The organism is Streptomyces sp. SCSIO 30461, assembly GCF_037023745.1.
GTDB lineage: Bacteria > Actinomycetota > Actinomycetes > Streptomycetales > Streptomycetaceae > Streptomyces.
Genome location: NZ_CP146101.1, coordinates 4,198,660 through 4,217,680, shown reverse-complemented (window position 1 = coordinate 4,217,680; position 19,021 = coordinate 4,198,660). Strand labels below are relative to the sequence as shown.

The window sequence follows — 19,021 nt, the reverse complement described above, 5'->3', positions numbered from 1 at the left end:
GCCGTGGTTCCTCCCCCGGGTCTCCAGCGTCCCACCACCCGCGCGGACGGACCAGCCGGCACGCGCTGCCGCACGCGTGACCGCCAGGTGGTCGCCCCGCTACCTCCGTCTTCGACCTCAGGACCGGGCCACGGAGAAACTGAGGCAGTTTGCGCCGTACACCATCCCGTCCAGGTGACCCGGCGTATCCGGGTCGTACGCCGCAGCGAGGTCGACCATCAGGAATCCCGGGGGCTGCTCGATCCAGTGCGTCGCGCGCAACCTGAGATCCCCGTCCCGGAACGTCCCGCTCATGGCGAACGAGCCGCGCGGGACGAGCGGATTGGAGGGGGCCGGGAAGAAGCTGAACACCGCGGACACATCACCCGCGCCCTCGTCCTCGATGGTCAGGGCCAAGCCCGTGATTCCCTGGTTGCAGACGTAACTGCCGATCCACCTTCCGGTCACCACCTCGGCGCTTCCGTCATCGGGGGGTGTCCCGGTGGGGGAGGCGGCGAGCGAGGGAGCGGACGCGGAGGTCTTCGACGGGGTCGTGGGAGGCGCGACCGGCGCGGACACGTAGGGCGAGCTTCTGTTCGAGCCGGAGTTCGAAGGCGACCGCCCGGAGCCGGGGATCGCTCCGGCCTGCCAGGTGATGACTCCGATCACCGCCACCGCCACCGCGGACGCGGCGAGCACAGGCCCCCGTCGTCCCGGCCGCGGCCCTGGGGCCGGGACCGTGGGGAGCGGCGGCGGAGCGGGTGGCTGAGGGGCCGGAGCCGGCGGGAAGGCAGGCGGGGGAGTGGGCACCGGGGTCGGCACGGTGGCGGGCGGCGGTGTGGGGAGTGCCGGTGCCGCCCAGCCGTCCTGTGAAGCTTTCCCCGCTCGTGCCGCCCAGCCGTCCTGTGAAGCTTTCCCCGGTCGTGTCGCACCACCGCCCGGTGGCACCTCCCGCGGCTCTGTCGCACCGTCGTCCGCAGCCAGGACCGCCACCGTCATGGCGACGGTCCTGGCATGCTCCCGCACGGTTCGGGCGACAGGGTGCGGCAGCCACGCGGCATCAGTGAACACCACCGTCGTCCGTGCCGCCTCTGCCGCACCTGCCACCACTGCCAGCACCTCGGCGACCGCCGGGCGCTCCCGGGGATCCTTCGCCAGACAGCGTGCCACCAGTGCGCGCAGCCTCGCGGGCACTGCGTCCAACTCGGGCTCCTCATACACGATCCTGAACATCAGGCTCTGAGCCGAGCCGGTGCCGAAGGGGCCCGTGCCCGACGCCGCGAAGCCCAGCACCGCGCCCAGCGCGAACACATCGCACTCCGGCCCCGTACGGCCGCGCGTCAACTGCTCGGGGGACATGAACCCGGGAGTGCCGACCACGGCGCCGGTACGAGTGATGGAGTTCAGCTCGCTTGCCACCGAGATGCCGAAGTCGATCACCCGCGGACCGTCCGGTGCCAACAGGACGTTGGAGGGCTTCAGATCACGGTGGACCACACCGGCCGCGTGGATCACCTCAAGGGCTTCCGCCAGTCCTGCGGCGAGCGACGTCAGCGGCCCTTCCGGCCACGCTCCCGACCGTGCCACCGCCGCGTCCAGGGAGACCCCCGGCACATACGCCGTGGCCAGCCATGGGGGTCGGGCTTCCGGGTCGGCGTCCACGACGCCCGCCGTGAACACACCGTTGACCCTGCGCGCCGCCGCCACCTCACGGGCGAACCGCTCCCGGAACTCGGCCCCCTCCGCGCCGTCGGCCAGCTCCGGACGGATCACCTTCACGGCCACCGCCCGGCCACCGCGCGAGCGCCCGAGGAACACGCGTCCCATTCCGCCCGCCCCGAGCCGTGCCACGAGCCGATACGGGCCCACTTCCCGCGGATCCCCGGTCTCCAGCGGTTTCAGCGGCTCCATCGCGCACCCCCATATCCGCGTCTGCACACCGCGGATGCCTGTCATGGTGCAGCAGGTAAGCGCCCACATGGGCGGTTATCGGGAAACGGGGACCATACGCCCACGCTCGTCCCCGGTCACGGTACCGGCTGGGTTTCCGACGGCGGTCGCCACAGCGCGTACGCACCGGCACAGGCGGCGAGCACCGCCACGCAGCCCGTGAAGACCAGCCCCGCGTCGCGCAGCCCCAGCCACATCGCCATGGCTCCCACGCCCACCACGGGAACGGAGATCCCCGTGTAGGCGACGACGTAGAACGCCGAGATGGTCCCGCCGCGCTGATCCGCCGGCGCCGCACTGCTGACGAGGGTGAGCGCCCCGCGAAAGCCCAGCCCCTGCCCGGCGCCCCCGCACAGCGCGCCGAGGACGAGTAGCGGCAGCGAGGCGATGGCCAGTGACGAGGCGACGAGCAGCAGCCCGGCGATGAGTACCCCGCAGCCCACCGGAAGTGCCCGTCGTGCGCCGAACTTCCCGGTCAGCGACTGTCCGAGCGTCGAGGCGAGGAATACGGAGAACACCACGGCACCGGAGACCGCCAGATTGCGAACCCCCAGCGTCTGCTCGGCGAAACTGGGTGCCACCGCCGTGAACAGCCCGAGGAGGGCGAAACCGGCGAAAGCCGCGGCGGCGGCGGGCGCGAACACCCCCGAGACCTCCGGTGGCACCCTGATCCCCTGGGGACTCGGCGGAGGCCACCGCTTGGTGTGCTCGACCGTCTCCGGGAGCAGCCAGGTGATCACACCGGCCACCGCCACCAGTGCCAGATGGACCAGGAACGGCAGCACCAGCGGCCAGGGCGTGTACTCGGCCAGCAGCCCGGAGAGCAATGGGCCGCAGCCCAGCCCGCCCATGCTCGCCGCCGTCGCGGCGAACGCTGCCCGCGCCCGCCGCTCGGGACCGGCCAATTCGATGACCGCCGCGGTGGCCGCACCACTCAGCAGACCGGCCGCGAACCCGGACAGCAGCCGCCCGGCGAACAGCAGCGGCAGCCCGCGTTCCAGCAGGAAGCACCCGGCGCTCGCTGCCGACAGCACCATGGCGCACAGGATGACCGGTCGGCGCCCGGCCTCGTCGGAGTAGTTGCCCGCGACCAGCAGCACGGTGATCACCGCGATGGCATAGACCGCGAACACCACGGTGACCATCAGCTCGGAGAATCCGATCTGCTCCTGGTAGAGCCCGTACAGCGGCGTCGGCAACGTCGTCCCGGCCATGCCGATGGCGAATACCGCAGCCGCAGCCGGGTAGCCCGGACGCCGGATTCCGCCGGTAGCATCCGCGTCGCCGCGCACGTCCACGCACATCACACCCAAGACCGTAGTCGGACAGCGGAGCTTTCCGCATGACACGACAGGCCGGCGCCGCCGCGGCCCCCTGTCCGGCAGCCGCCTCGCCCGGCGGGCGAAGTCCACCGGAACACCGGCCCGCAGGGCTCGGCCGGTCGTCCGGGGGAGCGGGTCAGGCCCAGGTCTGCGAGTAGTGGTCGCGGTAGGTGCGGCGCCCCTGGGCGGACTGGATCCAGCGGCTGGCGACCAGCAGGATCAGGCTCGCGATGACCACCGCGAGTCCGGGACCGACCGCGCCGAGCGGACCGAGATCGGACGCGAGGTCGCTGACGATGCCTGTTCCGCTGTATCCGCCCGCTCCGTCGGGGCCCCCGGCCGCGGGAGGTCCTGGTACGGCCGGGGCTGTCGCGTCCGGCGCCCGGGAAGCGGCGTCGCCCGGGCCTTCCCTCTCGCCCGGGTCCTCCGCCGCCCCGGCGCCGGGGGCGGTCCCGGCGCCGGAACCCCCGCCAGGTGCCGTCTGGCCCACCAGGCTCACCCCCAGGGTCGCCAACGCCTCGGTCACCGGCTGGAAGTACGTGACGCCGCCGGCGGCGCAGTCCCCGTTGCCGCCTGATGTCACACCCAACGCCAGGCCTCGGGACAGCAGCGGGCCGCCGCTGTCCCCGGGTTCCGCGCACACCGTGGTCTGGATGAGTCCGGTGACCGTTCCCTCGGGATAGTTGACCGTCGCGTTCAACGCGGTCACCCGGCCGGTGCGCAGTCCCGTCGTGCTCCCGCTGCGGAAGACCTGCTGCCCGACGACGGGATCGGCCGACCCCGTGATCCGCACCCCCTGGCCGCCGCCGATCTCCACCACGTCGAGTCGCCCGGACGGCGCCCCGCCGTCGTACCGCACCAGGGCGAAGTCGTCCCCGGGGAAACTGGCGGCGGTCGTGCTGCCGACCGCCTGGTTGCCCCGGCGGTCGCCGAACCAGGTGGTGCCGACCGGGCCGCAGTGCCCGGCGGTGAGGATGAAAGACTGCCGGCCGTCGGTCACGTTGAATCCCGCCGAGCAGCGGTTGGTGTTCGCGAAGATGGGGGCGGCACCGTTCACACGGGTGGTGAAGGCCCCCGCCGACCGCTGCATCTTGACGAAACCGCCGATCCGTTCGGCGACCGAGGTCATGCGCCCCCAGTCGTCCGCCGAGACCGTACTGTCGGCCTGCACCACGACCTCGTTGGTGCGGTAGTCGACGGCCCAGGCGGTGCCCGGCACCCGGGGCGCCGCCCGCAACCGCTCGGTTGCCGCGGTGAGTCGGTCCATGCTGTTGCGCACGACCTTCGCTTCCGCCCCGGCCCGCCTCACCTCGGCGGCCGCGCCGGTGTCGGTCACGGCCACGACCCGGCGGCCCGCCGACCCCATCCAGGTACCGGCGGTACGAGCCGTGCCCAGCCGGGTCATCGCGCGTACGGCGGCATCAGCGCCGGGGTCCGCTGCCCGAGTGGTCCCGGATCTGGTCCCCGCCCCGCCGGCGGGCTCGCTCGCCACGGCGTTGGACACCATCAGCGAGCCGCTCACCAGCCCGCCGACGGCCGCCAGCCGGACGATCCGCTGGAGGGTCCGTCGTGCGTGCCTCATGCGCAGCCTCCATGGTCGTACTGACGCGACGTCACCGTCTGTGCATGACCACCGGAATGCGGGGTCGCCTGTCTATACGCGCCGACCCGCCCCCCCGTTCACTGCGGGCTGCACACCGTTCGGCGCGAACCGTTCGACGACGGCCGGGGATCCGAAGGGCCGCCGGGGCGACGGTGCCGGAGGTACCTGGGGGCCTCGGAGGTTCCGGGGCTGGGGACTCAGGAGCCGTTGCGTACGGCCGACAGCAGTCGGGCGCAGCGCGCGCTCATGTCCTGGGCCGATTCGTCAGGATGGGAGACCCACCAGCCGACGAGGGCGCTGACGGCGCCTGTCCACACATGCTTGAGGGCGTCGGCGTCGAGCGCGTCGTCGTTGCCGTGCCCGTGCAGCAGTGCCGCAGTGCCCGAGGCCGCGAGGCGGTCGATGGTGCCGCGGTGTCGACGGGCCGCGTGCCAGGGCTGGGAGTCCGGGGGGAGCGTGCGGTCGTACAGCACGAACCAGGCGCGCCGCCGGGCCCGCAGGGTCTCGAACACCGCGGTGAGCACGGCGTGGGCCGGCCGGTCGTCGTCAGGCCCCAGCGCCATGGCCGTGGTGACGGCTTCGACGAGAGAGCCGCCGATGCGGTCCACACAGGCCGTGGCGAGTCCGTCCTTGGACCCGAAGTAGCTGTACAGCATCGGCTTCGTTACCCCGACACTCCGGGCGATCTCGGCCATCGACGCACCGGCGTGGCCATGGCGTCCGAACTCCTCCATGGCCGCGGCCACGATCTGCTCCTCGCGCTGGGCGCGGGGCACGCCTTTCGTGCCCGCGCCGCGCCGCGGACCCGTTGCGGTGCTCATGGGCATGAGTATACGTTCAAGTAACTTACCAAGCGGTAAATTACCGAGAGGTCATATTCATGATCGCGCGTGCTCAAGCCGCCCCCGCCCCGGAGAGCCGCTCCTGGTGGGGTTGGGGTGCCACCGAGAAGGCGCTGCCCGAGGCCGAATGCGCCGCCCTCGGCACCCTGATCCCGGGAGCGGCGACCGAACCGCTGCCGGTGCCCGACCTCCGTACCGTGGAACTGCCGAAAGTGCGCGTCCGACCGCCCGCGGCTCTCGCGCCGCTCCTGTCGGACAGCCCGCCCGACCGGGCGGGCCACACCTACGGCAAGGCGTACCGCGACATCGTCCGCGCGTTGCACGGGGACCTCTCACCCGCGCCCGACCAGGTCGCCTTCCCCCGAAGCGAGCAGGACATCGCGGACATCCTCGACTGGGCGGCCGACGCCGGAGCCGCCGTGGTGCCGTACGGGGCGGGAAGTTCCGTGGCCGGGGGAGTGGAATACCGCGGTGACCGCCATCGCGGTGTGGTCAGCCTCGATCTGTCCGGCCTTGACCGTGTACTGGAGATCGACCGCGTCAGCCGGGCGGCCCGAATCCAGGCCGGTGTCCTCGGCCCGCACCTGGAGGCGCAACTGCGACCGCACGGGCTCACGCTGCGTCACTTCCCACAGAGTTTCGAGTTCTCCACTCTGGGCGGCTGGCTGGCCACCCGTGCCGGTGGCCACTACGCCACCTTGTACACGCACATCGACGATCTGGTGGAGTCGCTGCGGGTGGTGACCCCCGTGGGCGTCAGCGAGTCGCTGAGAGTGCCCGGTTCCGGAGCCGGTCCCTCACCCGACCGGCTGTTCCTCGGCTCCGAGGGGACCCTCGGAGTGATCACCGAGGCGTGGTTGCGCATCCAGGACCGACCGTGCTTCAAAGCCTCGGCGACCGTGCTGTTCGACTCGTTCCCCGTGGCGATCGACGCCGTACGCGCCATCGCCCAGTCGGGCCTCAATCCCGCCAACTGCCGTCTGCTCGACGCCGGGGAGGCGGCCCTGGCGGGGGTTGCCCGGGGCGGCGAGAGCGTGCTCGTCCTGGGCGTGGAGTCGGCGTACGCGCCCGTCGACGAGCGGCTCGCCGAACTGGTGGCGCTGGCCTGCGACCACGGCGGATCACGCTCGGCCTCGTCGACGGCGGGCGGCGCGGAGCCGGGGGCCGGCGACGGCGCCGACACGGCCGCCGGCACCTGGCGTTCGGCGTTCCTGCGTATGCCGTACCTCCGGGACGGCCTGGCCCGGATGAGCGTCATCAGCGAGACGTTCGAGACGGCCTGCACCTGGGACCGCGCCGGGCAGCTGTACGAGGCGGTACGCGGGCGGCTGGGCGAGGTCGCCCGCCGGGTGACCGGTGCGGAAGCGATGATCAACTGCCGCTTCACCCATCTCTACACCGACGGCCCTGCGCCCTACTTCACCGTCATCGTCCCGGGGCGGCGCGGCGCGGAGGTCGCGATGTGGGACGAGATCAAGGAAGCGTCCATGGAGATGCTCGGGGAGCTCGGCGCCACGGTCACCCATCACCACGCCGTCGGCCGCGACCACCGCCCGGGATACGACCGGCAGCGTCCGGAGCCGTTCGCCCGGGCCTTGCGTGCCACGAAGCAGGCACTGGATCCTGCGGGCATCCTCAACCCCGGGGTGCTCGTCGATCCCGCCGCCGACGTCTGACCCGCGGTTCCGTCAGGACGCGGTGCCGTGGTTCACGGGACAGCCGTCGGCTCCCGGCCGGCACGGGCGCCGCTTCACTCCGCTTGGCGCTCCGGGGCCGAGGGACGCGGCCGGATCACGTAGGCTCCGTGAATGGCCAAGTACTTCGACGTGCACCCCGAGAACCCGCAACGGCGCACCATCACCAGCGTGGCCGATCTGATCCGGTCCGGCGCGCTGGTCGCGTATCCGACGGACTCCTGCTTCGCGTTGGGGTGCCGCGTGGGGGATCGGGACGGCCTCGCACGGATCAGGTCCATCCGCGCTCTGGACGACCGCCACCACTTCACGCTGGTCTGTCAGAACTTCGCGCAGCTCGGCCAGTTCGTGCGGCTCGACAACGACGTGTTCCGTGCGGTGAAGGCGGCGACACCCGGCAGCTACACCTTCATCCTCCCCGCGACGAAGGAGGTGCCGAGGCAGCTGCTCCACCCGAAGAAGAAGACGGTCGGGGTGCGGATCCCGGCCCATGTGGTCACCCAGGCCCTGCTCGCCGAACTCGGCGAACCGTTGCTGTCCAGCACCCTGCTGCTGCCCGGCGAGGGCGAACCTCTGACCCAGGGGTGGGAGATCAAGGAGCGGCTCGACCATGTGGTGGACGCCGTGCTCGACTCGGGCGATTGCGGTACCGAGCCGACCACGGTCATCGACTTCTCCAGCGGCGAGCCCGAGATCGTACGCGAGGGGGCCGGCGACACCGCGCGCTTCGAGTAGCCCGGGCCCGTCGCGGCCCGCGGGCTCACATGCCGAGTGAGATGGCCAGGCGCGTCAGTTCGGCGGTGGTGTTGATGTCGAGCTTGGCGCGGATGCGGCGAAGGTAGGCGTCGACCGTGTGGGTGGACAGCCCCATGCGGCGCGCAGTCTGGAGGTATGTGCGCCCCGCGGCGATGTGCCGGAGGGTCTCCTGCTCGCGCGGGGCCAGTGCGGGGGCAGGGGTCGCTGTGTTCGGAGTGGCGAGGGTGTGGTCCATGGCGGGTCCTCGGCGGTGTCGGCGTCGGTCCGGTTCTCCTGCTCGCACCCTCGGAAGCAGGGGATCTCTGACCGACATGTTCTTTATGTCTTGTTTAAAGGTGCATGCGGCATGTCATGGCGGTATCTGCCGACTGTCACAGATGTGTCACCGGGGGAGGCCTGATGTGTCCGCACCGGTACGTACGGTGAAAGTCGCAGGTCATGTCAGCGGACCCGATGGTGGCGGCGTCGCACCGGAGGGGAGGGCGGCGGTCACGGGCGCCGTTCAGGCGAACCGGAGGGCTTTGGATCGGGTCGCGGGGATCAGTTCCCACCACCAGGCGACGGACGGAATGTCCAGCGGGTCCGGGCTGTCGTCGGTGGGTGTGTCGGTGAACGTCTCGGACAGCGCGGCCGGGTCGTCGGGCGTGGTGTACCGCAGGGAGCTGACGCTCCAGTCCTGGGTGGCCCGGATGAACGCGGCGAGGCTGTGCAGGTACTGCCGTACCTGGGGGCTCCCCTCGTCCTCCAGTCTGGCCCGCAGGTTCATGAAGAGGCACATCGCCCGGTCGCGCTGGGCTATCGCCTTGGTCAGCGCCTCGTCCCTGGTGAGGCCGTACTCGTGCTGGAGCACCCGGATGTTGGTCAGGTAGTAGTGCGCTCCGCGGCTTTCCTTGTGATGGGAGTAGATGTCGTTGTCCCACGTGGTGATGAACGAGGTCAGCTCGCCTGCCGCGCGCACCGCCTTGCTGTCCCGCTCGTACGGCTGGAGTTCGTACCCGTGGCCGATCTCCAGGAACGGCGGCACCACGGAGGTCGCACCGTCGTACAAGCGCATCAGCGTGTAGTCATTCAGGTCGGGAATCCTGCCCGCGGCGCGGTTCTCAGCCTCCCACACCACGGCGAAGAAGTACTCGCGGAGAGTGTCCACCCATCGTCCGACCTGCAGCGGGGTCGCGCAGCGCGACAGCCTGAGGGTCAGGTCCCGCAGTGACTCGGCCAGGGGGTCGTCCGTGAGGATCGGCGCCTCGGGGTTCTGTGCGATGCGCAGCAGCCGCTGGAGTGCCGCAGCGAGCTCGCCGGGCCTGCTGCCGAGGGCGCCTTCCTCGCAGTAGCCGTCGTCGACGCCGAACAGCCAGATGACGAAGTCGGAGAGGATCGAGACGACCTCCTCGTCGCCTTCCGGGAGGATGCGTGCCGCGAACACGCCGATGTCCTGGGTGACGAGACGGCTGCGCCATTCCCTGGATCCGATGCCGAAGGAGTCCGCCCATGCCGCGGTCCGCGCGTCGATCGCCGCGTGCGCCGGGTGTATCGCGGGCGGGATCGGTGCGTAGATCGGAGGTACTACCAGTGCGGGCTTCACTCTTGAGTCCCCTTCGGTTCGTCGGCGCCTGCGGACGCCTGCCGCGGGTGTATACGGGCTATGGCCGGAACCCCACGCTGAGTGATCAACTAAGGGGCATCGTAATTGACCGGAAGTCGGCACTCCAGCCCCCGCCGCCCGGAAGGCCGGTGAGACGACCCCTAAGCGCTCTCCGTGCTCACCGGGACCGGGTGCGGGTCGCTCGGATCGAACACGGTCTGGAGGGTGTAGACCGGGCTGGTCCCGATGTCGTCGAACGCGATACCGAGCGCGCCGATCACCAGGGCGAGGCGCACAGCGTCATGCGTTGTCCCGCTGTGCGTCCCCGGCGACTGCGGTGCCGGTCCGTCGTCCGTACCCGTCCGGTCCCGGCGATCGCTCATGGCTGTTCTCCTCAGCGCAGGCGGAAACGCAGGCGGATCGCCCTGCCTGTCGCGCCGGACGATATCGGTCAGCCGCCTGGCAACCCGGCGAACCATCAGCCGACCTGCCGTGATTCGGAGTGATGCGTCAGGGCTTCGCCGTCCCGCTGAGCCATTGGGTGCCACGGTGTCGATGAACCCGTCGGTGACCTCAGGAGCACGGTGCCGATCGACGGATGACATCATCGATGCCTGTCCGTAGCGTTGTTCCAAGGGGCACCCAGCGAATGTGGCCCAGTGTCATCGCCGTGATCGGCACACTGCTCGGGGGCGCTCACCGGACTTGCTCCAGATCAGGAGCGCGCGAGTGGCTCAGAGTGCTGCCCGCGCCGACCAGCGGGCAGAGGCGCTGCGCAGGGCGCTGGGTGAGCTTGTGGCCGCCCTCGGGGACCACCGGCGAGCCCTGTGGCACCGCGAAGCCCTCGACGGGGAGAGCAGCCCGTCGCCGAGCGTCCTTTACGCCGCCGCTTGGACGGCATGCCGCCCCTTGGGAGGACCGGGGCGTTCAGCCCGCCATGACCTTGGCCCACTCCCTGTCCACCGTCCGTCTGGCCTTCTCCAGTTGGGCGTCCGTCGGAAACCGCGGCTCCCCTTCGACCGTCGGCAGTCTTGCCGCTGCGGCCTCGTCAAGGGTGCCGTCCTCACGCATGACCTCCATCAGCACCGGCCGGGCGTAGCCCCTGAGACGGAGATTCTGCCCGGTCACGCTGAAGAGGTACTCCTGCCAGAGGCGCGCCGCTGCCGGATGCGGGGCGTTCCTGTTGACGGCCAGGGCGTAGTACTGGGCGAAGCTGCCGTCGAAGGGGATCGACACCTGCCAGTCCACCCCACTGTCGCGGAACCGGTCCGCGTAGTCGAGATTGACGTAGTCCCAGTCGACGCTGATGGGGGTGCTGCCGGTCTCGACCGCGGTCGAGGTGGACTCGGCGGGATTGAAGTTGCCCCGCTTCTTGAGCTCGGCGAAGAAGTCGAGCCCGGGGCGGATGTCGTCGAACGATCCGCCGTTCGCCAGCGCCGCCGCGTAGACACCGGCGAAGGCGGTGTTGGAACGTGTGGGATCACCGTCGAGGGAGACCATCCCCTTGTACCGGGGCTCCAGCAGATCGGCGAAGGTCCGCGGGCAGGGCTTGGCCAGTCCGGCGTTGCAGCCGATGGAGATGTAGCCGCCGTAGTTGTTGGACCAGCGGGCTTTGGCGTCCTTCTGGCTCTTCGGGATCGAGTCGTACTCGGTGACCCGGTACGGTGCCAGCAGTTTCTGCCGGGCCGCCGTCCGGGCGAACGAGTCGCCCACATCGATCACGTCAGGGGCGTCGGCGCGCTTCCCGTCCGCCTTGATGGCGTCGATCTCGTCCTGGCTGGAGGCCTCGGGATCGGCGACCGTGACCGCGATCCCGTACTTCCGCTCGAAGCCGTCGATCAGACCGCCGTAGTCGGCCCAGTCGCGAGGCAGCGCGATCGCGTTCAGCGAGCCCTCCCGTTTCGCCGCGTCGACCAGCGCGGCCATGCCCCCGGCCTCAGCCGCGGAGGTGGCGACCGCAGGCCTGACCGTCCGGGGCCTCGGCGTCTCGGCACAAGCGCTCACGAGGAGCAGGCCGAGACAGCCCGCGGCGGCCGCTGCCCGGGCACGGCGGGCGGCCGGCCGGCCGTGCAGGCTCCTCACGTGTTCGCCTTGCCGCACGTCTTCACCTTGCCGTGCCGCCCCGGTCCGCGCTCTCCGGGGCCAGTGGCTCCACCTCGTCGAACAGGAACTCGGCGAGTCCTTCCACGGACGGCCCGCCGCCGTGGAGAGACAGTTCGGCCCAGATGACCTTGCCCCTGGAGGTGTAGCGGGTGCCCCAGCGTTCGGCGAACTGGGCCACCAGGAAGAGTCCACGGCCGCCCTCGTCGGTGACCCTGGCCCGCCGCAGCCGCGGCGAGGTACTGCTGCCGTCGGAGACCTCGCAGATCAGGGCGCGGTCGCGGAGAAGCCGCACGGTGACGGGGTCGCTCCCGTAGTTGACGGCGTTGGTGATCAGTTCGCTGAGGACGAGTTCGGCGGCGAAGTCGAGCTGTTCGAGGCCCCACTCGCGGATCCGGCGCACGCACGCGGCCCGGACCGGGCCGACCGCCGCCGGGTCGCGGGGCACCGGCCATTCCGCGATGCGGTCGGCGTCGAGCCGATGGGTGCGGGCGACCAGCAGCGCGATGTCGTCTCTGGGACGGTCGGGCACCAAGGCGTCGACGACCGCCGCGCAGGTGGCCTCCGGGGAGCGATCGGGCCCGGTCAGGGCGGCGCGCAGGGCCGTGAGCCCGATGTCCGGATCCCGGTCCCGGTCCTCGATCAGACCGTCGGTGTAGAGCACCAGCCGTGATCCCTCGGGCACGTTCAGCTCGGCGCTCTCGCCGGGCATCGACGCCCCGAGGCCCAGCGGCGGGGACACCGGCAGCTGGGGGAAGTCGACACTCCCGTCGGGGTGTACCACCGCGGGGCCCGGATGGCCCGCGGTGGCGACCGTCAGCCGGCCGGAGGTGGGATCGTAGACGGCGTAGAGACAGGTCGCCCCGGTGATCCCCAGGCCCTCCCCGGCGTCGGACTCGTCCACGTCGATCTGTGCCACCAACTCGTCCACCCGTCCCAGCAGCTCCTCGGGAGGGATGTCCAGGACGGAGAAGTTGTGCACGGCGGTGCGCAGCCGCCCCATGGTGGCTGCGGCGTGCACCCCGTGCCCCACGACATCGCCGACGACCAGGGCGACCCGGGCACCGGACAGCGGGATGACATCGAACCAGTCACCGCCCACTCCGGCCCGGGCCGGCAGATAGCGGTAGGCCACCCTCAGCGCCGACAGATCGGGCACCCGGCTGGGCAGCAGACTGCGCTGGAGGGCGACCGCCGTGGTGTGCTCGCGGGTGTAGCGGCGGGCGTTGTCGATGCACACCGCCGCCCGGGTGGCCAGTTCCTCGGCGAAGGTCACATCCTCCTCGTCGAACGGAGCGGAGGCCCCCTTCCGCCAGTAGTGGGCCGTTCCGAGCACCACCCCTCGGGCCTGCAACGGCACCACCACCAGGGAATGCACACCGTGTTCCAGGATCCGGCGGGCCCTTTCAGGATGCTGCGCCTGCCAGCCGTCGGAAGTGCTCAGATCCGCCACCCGGACGGCCTGGCCTTCCGCCGCGCCGACGGCTGTGGGAGTGGAGGGGACGAAGCGGATCAGCGTGCCGGCCGGGTACAGCAAGTCGTCCCGCTCCAGACCCACGACAGCGGTACGGCGCATCTCGGTGCCCGCACCCGACGGCTCCTCGCCGTGCAGGACCGGGTCGAGCAGCTCGACGGTGACGACGTCCGCGAAGTGGGGGACCGCGACCTCGGCGAGCTCCCTGGCGGTGCGGGTGACATCCAGGGTGGTCCCGATCCGCACCCCGGCGTCGTAGAGCAGTTGCAGGCGCTCGCGGGCGGTCTCCGCCCGGCCGGCGAGGGCTTGGAGTTCGGTGGTGTCCCGCAGGGTAACGACCCGGCTCGCGGGCCGGGTCGGTCCGGCGAACCGCTTGTTGACGGCGAGCAGTCGATCGCCTGCGAGATGCACCTCGTCGGTGGCCGGCTGCTCGGATGTCAGCAGCCCTGCGAGTTCGTCGCCGAGTCCCAGCCCGCTCACCGAGCGGTGCTCCGCGTCCCCCGGCAGGTCCAGCAGGCGGTGGGCCTCGTCGTTGGCCAGCAGCAACCTGCCGTCGCCCCCGACGATCAGCACACCTTCCCGTACGGCGTGGAGCACCGCGTCGTGGTGCTCGTACATCCTGGTCATCTCGGCCGGGCCCAGGCCGTGCGTCTGCCTCCGCAGCCTGCGGCTCACCAGTGCCGACCCGCCCGCTGCCAGGACGATCGAGCCGACCGCCCCCCCGAACAGCACCGGCAACTGCTGGTTGACCCAGTCCTGCACCTTCTCGACCGTGACCACGGAGGAGACGATGGCGACGACCGAACCGTTGCTGTCCTTGACAGGCACGGCCGAGATCACGGAGAGCCCGAGGGCTCCCTGGAACGTCCTGGTGAAGGTCTTCCCCGATGCCGCTTCCGCGTAGGGACCGATGACGTGCTTCCCGATCTGGTCCGGATCGCTGTGGGTCAGGGCGATCCCGTCCCGCTGGTAGACGATGATCGCGTCGACGTCGGCGGCTTTGCGGACGGCGTCGGCGCTCGGTTGCAGCACCGCACTGGGGTCGGGACTGTCGAGGGCCGCGATGAGCCCCGGTGAGTGTGCGAAGGTCTGGGCGGCGGTGAGTGTCTGGTGCTGGGCATCCTCCGTGCTGTGCCGACGTGCCTGGACGACGAGGGCCACCAGCGCGGTGATCACGACCAGCACCACCACGCCCACCTGGAGCAGGAAGACCTGACCCGCGAGGCTGCGGACATCCAGCAGAGAACCCAGCCACCGCAGTGTCCGCCGCGCGCTCCTCCGACCGGGCGCGGGGTCGCTCTCGGGTGGCTTCAGCGGTTCATTCCCGTTAGGCCCCGAAAATTCACGCACAAGGCATTTCTATCGTTCCCGACTGCCCGTCGCGGTTCGATCGGAGGACGGGCCGACGGATTTCTGGGTGTGTTCGCGTGTCGGTGGTTCCGGTCGGGTCGTCACGGGCAATGGCGCCCTCCCTCCGGAGGGAGGGACGTGCGGCGGCTTGTGGGGGCGGCCATGAGGTGCGAGGTTCGTCCGGATAGTCGATGTATTCAGGCGATTCGACGACGTGGTGAGGTGGCGTCGTCGGCGTCATGCGCCCACGGAGTCCTGTGCGACAGACCTTACGGTGGGGCGCATGATCGACGCTGACGACATCCGCAGCATTGCCCTGTCGTTTCCCGGGACGGTGGAGAAGGAAGCCTGGGCGATGCCCACGTTCCGTGTGGCCGGCAAGATGTACCTCACCATCCCCGACGATCAGACATCGTTCGCGGTCCGCTGCCCGAGACATGAGCGCACGGAGCTCATCGCCGCCGAGCCGGAGAAGTTCTGGGTGCCGTCGCACGAGGCGAGTTCGGCCTGGGTCAGGGTGCGGCTCGCCGCGCTCGAGGACCTGGACGAGCTGCGCGACATCCTCGTCGACTCCTGGAGGCAGGCGGCGCCGGACCGGCTGGCCGAGGAGCATCCCGACCTGCGGCCCGGCGCGGGTGCCTGAGAGCGGACCGCTCGTTCCCGGGTGCCCTTGCCGATGACGATCAGTCCTTGGTGTCCACATGCATGTTGAAGGTCCGGCCGGCGATCTTCACGAGCAGGTTGCCCTGCATGCTTCGGCGCGCGAGCGTGTCGCCCACCGAACCCTCCCGGCCTTCTGCTTGTCCTGCGGCGGGAAGCTGTGGAAGTTGGTGAACATCCCGTCGCCGGTGGTGTATTCGCCCTCCACCGTCCAGTCCTTCCGTAGCTGGCCGAACTCGGTGCGGGTCATCGTCTTGGAGAAGCCGAGATTGATCCGCTGCCCACCCAGATAGGCGTCGGCGCACTGCTGGAGGATGTTCGGCACCAGCGTCTTCGACAGCTCTTCGGTGTGCTCGACCAGGGAGAGCAGATCGTCGTCGTCGGCGTCCAGCTTGCTCTTGCGCGCCTGCTTGGCGGTCTCGGCGAGCAGCGCCACCTGGTCCGTGTCGATGGTGCGATAGACCTCGTCGTAGCCGTACTCCTGGTCGCAGGCGATGCGGACGGTGGTGGCCCGGCGCTCGACGCTCAACCACTCCCGGTCGAAGTTGCTCGCCTTGCAGTAGGCGGTGAGGTCCCCCTCGGCTTCCGTCGCGTCCTTGGCGTAGGTCCCCTTGGGCATGGCTGTCTTCTCCCTCGTCCAGTGACCGACGTGCCATCCCGACGGACGGTGGCCTCCACGTTCTCACCCGGTACACCCCATGTCGGCTGGTTCGGTGCATTCCGTACCTATGGGGCGGATGAGGTATGGGCTCGCTTTCCGGGTACCGGCGGGCGTGTGAGGGTCGAACGGGCCTTTCCCGCGCCCCGCCTCACCCGTCTGCCCTCTGGAAGTGCCGTCGCGCGGAAGATCCGTAAGCCTGGGATCCGGAACCGGACAGGGACGTGTCCCTTCTCCCCGTACGGCGTAGGCCGCGCCGCTCAACGGCCCGAGGAGGCGTCATGTCGCATGGCTTCGGCAGGACCCGCTGGAAGCGATTCGCTCTGGTGTTCGCCGCCTCGGTGGCCGCCGCCGCGACAGTGGGCGTCGGGATGGCGCAGGGGGCGCTGGCCGCCTCCTTCCTGATCTCCGGGCGTACGTTCCAGATCAGCGCGGAGAGCATGGCGGTCCGGGGCCTGAGTATCTACGGCATGGTGGACGTGACCAGGGAAGGCACCGCTGTGCCGGTGACGGTCACCGGATTCCGGCATGCCGAGATCAACGGCCTCTGCCAGTCGGTGGTGGTGCCCATTCCCGTCCTCGGTGCCTACACCCTCAGGTTGACCGGTGGTGATGGGCGGCGGGCCGAAGCGAGGAACATGTTCATCGACGCGCAGTCCCTGAACGTCGGCGAGGCGGACTTCAAAGCCATCGACATGGGTGTGGCGGCGGGCGCCATCACCAAGGGGCCGATCAATCCCGGTGACAAGCAGTCGCGGTACTTCGACCCCGACGGCGTGGCTCAGCAGGCCGACGCGGCCGAACTGACGGACGTGGAGGCGACCGCCGTCGCGGTCAGCGCGGCCACGCTGAACGTCCCCGATCTGAGCATGCGGCTCAGGGAAGGCAGTCACGAGTGCTTCTGAATCCAGCGTCATCGCCGACGACGGGAGCGGAACGCCTGCGCAGCGCTCACCATCGCTTCAGGGTGTGGCGGGGCGGCCGTCCCTTCTGGGCCGGCCTCTTCACTCTGGCGGCGGGCATCCCCATCCTGTACTTCCCATATGTGCGGCTGAGTCTTTCGGGCATCCCGCTCGCCCTGTCGACCACGGCCGGCGCGGGCGCCCTGATCACCGGCGTACTGCTCATCGTGCTGGGCATCAGCCTCTGGCTGCGACCGCAGACCCGGGTGTTCGCCGGAATCGCGGCACTGCTCCTGTCGCTGGTGTCCTTCCCCCTCGCCAACTTCGGCGGGCTCTTCATCGGCCTGTTCGCGGGCCTGGTCGGCGGCTCTCTCGCCTGCGCCTGGGTCGGGCCCGCGCAGGCTGAACCCCGGGACGGCCCGGCCTGAGGCGGGCTCGGCGCCGCATGTGTACCGGCACCGCCCCGGGGCGTCCCGATGCTGTCGGAACTCGGTAGCGTATCCGCGGTGCGGCACGCCGTGACCGGACGCTCCCGGCTGATCCCTGGAAGCAAAAGGAGTATCGCCCGGTTATGGGTGATTTCTCGATGTGGTGCCGCGACAGGCCGCTGCCGCGACCGCGCGGTACGCGCAACCGCCCACACGCCGTGCACGGATGACATCGTCCTGCTTCTCATCCGCCGCACATCCGAAGACCCGTCGCGGAACACGCCGGTCAAGCCGGATGGCACGGTCGGAGGCCTCGACCACTACTGAACACCGGCCGGCCGCGGGAGAGGAGGGCCTTGCCCGTCCGGTGTCGGTCATCCGCCGCTCCGACCGCGTGGTGAGCGAGGCCCGTGCCAGTCCAGGCACAGGGCAGCCGCGTCGTCCTCCAGATGGCCGTGGCAGACCTCCGTGACCGCCGATGTCAGCGCGCGCACCACCTCGCGTGGATGCTTCGTGGCGGTCTCGCGGATGATTTCGGACAGGTCCACGGTTTCCGCCCGTCGCTCCTGCATGCCGTCCGTGTAGAGCACGAGCCGATCACCGGGACGCAGGTCGAGTCGCTGTACCTGGTACGGGGCGGACGAGGGCACGCCGAACGGCAGATGCGCGTCGAGGCGTACCCGCTGGACCTCCCCGTCACGCAGCCGCAGCGGCCATGGGTGTCCGGCATTGACGAGTCGAGCCCCGGCGCCGTCCAGCGGGATGCGCAGCAACTGTCCGGTGGCGAGCGCTCCCCGCCCGTGGTCGAGCACGGCCTGGTGGGTCTGCCGGGCTTGCTCGGCGAGATCGCATCCGGCGCGGCGGGCCCCACGTGAGGCGTTCACCAGCAAGGTCGCCAGGAGAGCGGAGTTGACGTCATGGCCCATCGCATCCGTGACGGACACATGCAGCGTGTCGTGGTCGAGCGTGAAGTCGTAGGTGTCACCCGCGATGGCGTCGGCGGGTACCAGAGCCGCTGCGAAGGTGAACTGGGGTGCCTCGCAGCACGAGGCCGACGGCAGCAGCTGCCGCTGGATCTCAGCCGCCAGGCTGATCGGTGTGGTGCGCCGGCCCCAGTGGTAGAGATCGGTGAAGCGGCGGTCCGTGACGATGATGTACGCCAGTGCGTGCGCGGTCTCCGCAACCTGCTGCAACACCTCGTCCGAGGCGTCCGGCAGCGTCAACTCCAGGACGCCGACGGTGTCGCCGCGGTTGGTGACGGGAGCGATCACCCGCTGCCCCAACCCTTCGTTCGGTGCCAGGACGAGACGCTGCTCGCGCAGAACCTCTTCATAAAGACTCCCGGCGAGCGGAATCTGCTCGGCGCTCCGGCCGGTCTGCGATTCGAGGTCCTCACCCACCCGGACCAACCGCCGGCCGATGGCGTCGACGAACAGGAACGACACGTACCGGGCTCCGAAGCGATCCCACAGGTTGCGCGCGGCCACGTCGAGTGACTCCACAGGCGCCGCGGCCTCCGCTGCGGCGAGGACCTCAGCGAGCCCGACCCGGTCTCGATCCACACCAGTCTCCTGCATCCCACAGCCAACAGGGACGTCCGACGCTACAGATTCCCTGGTGAGACATGGGGTAGACGCGCGATGTGACGCCGCGGAGCAGCCGGTACCGAGCGCACGACAACAGCACCCGTCGGCATCGAGGGGGGAGTTCCTGTTCGTCGA

At 70.4% G+C, this 19,021-nt stretch carries 16 protein-coding genes; 5 read left to right on the top strand and 11 right to left on the bottom strand.

Annotated elements, in window-relative coordinates:
* Positions 1–117: 117 nt before the first annotated feature.
* The 4 genes from V1460_RS18720 to V1460_RS18705 all read right to left on the bottom strand — a co-directional run bounded on the left by V1460_RS18720 (position 118) and on the right by V1460_RS18705 (position 5,675).
* Positions 118–1,935 (bottom strand): serine/threonine-protein kinase, encoded by a 1,818-nt coding sequence (locus V1460_RS18720; RefSeq protein ID WP_338674789.1) that lies wholly within the window; start codon positions 1,933–1,935, stop codon positions 118–120.
* 71 nt (positions 1,936–2,006) lie between these two features.
* Positions 2,007–3,233: an MFS transporter gene (locus V1460_RS18715; protein WP_338678101.1), complete on the bottom strand. Its 1,227-nt coding sequence runs from the start codon at positions 3,231–3,233 to the stop codon at positions 2,007–2,009.
* A gap of 154 nt (positions 3,234–3,387) precedes the next feature.
* Positions 3,388–4,833: a S1 family peptidase gene (locus V1460_RS18710; protein WP_338674788.1), complete on the bottom strand. Its 1,446-nt coding sequence runs from the start codon at positions 4,831–4,833 to the stop codon at positions 3,388–3,390.
* Between the two features lie 218 nt (positions 4,834–5,051).
* Positions 5,052–5,675, bottom strand: coding sequence for a TetR/AcrR family transcriptional regulator (locus V1460_RS18705; RefSeq protein ID WP_338674787.1), 624 nt, complete (start codon positions 5,673–5,675; stop codon positions 5,052–5,054).
* Between the two features lie 59 nt (positions 5,676–5,734).
* Between V1460_RS18705 and V1460_RS18700 the strand changes: the two genes are divergently transcribed.
* A complete protein-coding gene (locus tag V1460_RS18700) occupies positions 5,735–7,372 on the top strand; it encodes an FAD-binding oxidoreductase (RefSeq protein WP_338674786.1) in 1,638 nt (545 codons plus the stop codon).
* A 132-nt stretch (positions 7,373–7,504) separates the two neighbouring features.
* Positions 7,505–8,125 (top strand): L-threonylcarbamoyladenylate synthase, encoded by a 621-nt coding sequence (locus tag V1460_RS18695; RefSeq protein WP_338674785.1) that lies wholly within the window; start codon positions 7,505–7,507, stop codon positions 8,123–8,125.
* A 25-nt stretch (positions 8,126–8,150) separates the two neighbouring features.
* Here the strand turns inward: V1460_RS18695 and V1460_RS18690 are convergent, their stop codons facing one another.
* The 5 genes from V1460_RS18690 to V1460_RS18670 form a co-directional block, all read right to left on the bottom strand.
* Positions 8,151–8,381, bottom strand: coding sequence for a helix-turn-helix transcriptional regulator (locus tag V1460_RS18690; protein WP_338674784.1), 231 nt, complete (start codon positions 8,379–8,381; stop codon positions 8,151–8,153).
* 267 nt (positions 8,382–8,648) lie between these two features.
* On the bottom strand, positions 8,649–9,728 hold the full coding sequence (locus V1460_RS18685; RefSeq protein ID WP_338674783.1) for a selina-4(15),7(11)-diene synthase: 1,080 nt from the start codon (positions 9,726–9,728) through the stop codon (positions 8,649–8,651).
* Between the two features lie 161 nt (positions 9,729–9,889).
* Positions 9,890–10,111, bottom strand: a complete 222-nt coding sequence (locus V1460_RS18680; protein ID WP_338674782.1) for a hypothetical protein — start codon at positions 10,109–10,111, stop codon at positions 9,890–9,892.
* Between the two features lie 544 nt (positions 10,112–10,655).
* On the bottom strand, positions 10,656–11,810 hold the full coding sequence (locus V1460_RS18675; protein ID WP_407077487.1) for an ABC transporter substrate-binding protein: 1,155 nt from the start codon (positions 11,808–11,810) through the stop codon (positions 10,656–10,658).
* Positions 11,811–11,832: 22 nt separating this feature from the next.
* Positions 11,833–14,652 (bottom strand): SpoIIE family protein phosphatase, encoded by a 2,820-nt coding sequence (locus V1460_RS18670; RefSeq protein WP_407077486.1) that lies wholly within the window; start codon positions 14,650–14,652, stop codon positions 11,833–11,835.
* Between the two features lie 283 nt (positions 14,653–14,935).
* Between V1460_RS18670 and V1460_RS18665 the strand changes: the two genes are divergently transcribed.
* The gene (locus V1460_RS18665; protein ID WP_338674781.1) at positions 14,936–15,295 is read left to right on the top strand and encodes an MmcQ/YjbR family DNA-binding protein; all 360 of its coding nucleotides are present in this window, start codon (positions 14,936–14,938) and stop codon (positions 15,293–15,295) included.
* A gap of 87 nt (positions 15,296–15,382) precedes the next feature.
* Here the strand turns inward: V1460_RS18665 and V1460_RS18660 are convergent, their stop codons facing one another.
* Complete coding sequence (locus V1460_RS18660) at positions 15,383–15,931, bottom strand: hypothetical protein (RefSeq protein ID WP_338674780.1); 549 nt, start codon at positions 15,929–15,931, stop codon at positions 15,383–15,385.
* A gap of 320 nt (positions 15,932–16,251) precedes the next feature.
* Here V1460_RS18660 and V1460_RS18655 point away from each other — a divergent pair, with 320 nt between their 5' ends.
* Both V1460_RS18655 and V1460_RS18650 read left to right on the top strand, forming a co-directional pair.
* The gene (locus V1460_RS18655; protein WP_338674779.1) at positions 16,252–16,875 is read left to right on the top strand and encodes a DUF6230 family protein; all 624 of its coding nucleotides are present in this window, start codon (positions 16,252–16,254) and stop codon (positions 16,873–16,875) included.
* A complete protein-coding gene (locus tag V1460_RS18650) occupies positions 16,866–17,300 on the top strand; it encodes a DUF6114 domain-containing protein (protein WP_338674778.1) in 435 nt (144 codons plus the stop codon). The genes V1460_RS18655 and V1460_RS18650 overlap by 10 nt, the downstream gene beginning before the upstream one ends.
* A gap of 374 nt (positions 17,301–17,674) precedes the next feature.
* On the opposite strand, the gene V1460_RS18645 is transcribed toward V1460_RS18650, so the two are convergent.
* Complete coding sequence (locus tag V1460_RS18645; RefSeq protein WP_338674777.1) at positions 17,675–18,862, bottom strand: PP2C family protein-serine/threonine phosphatase; 1,188 nt, start codon at positions 18,860–18,862, stop codon at positions 17,675–17,677.
* Positions 18,863–19,021: the final 159 nt, after the last annotated feature.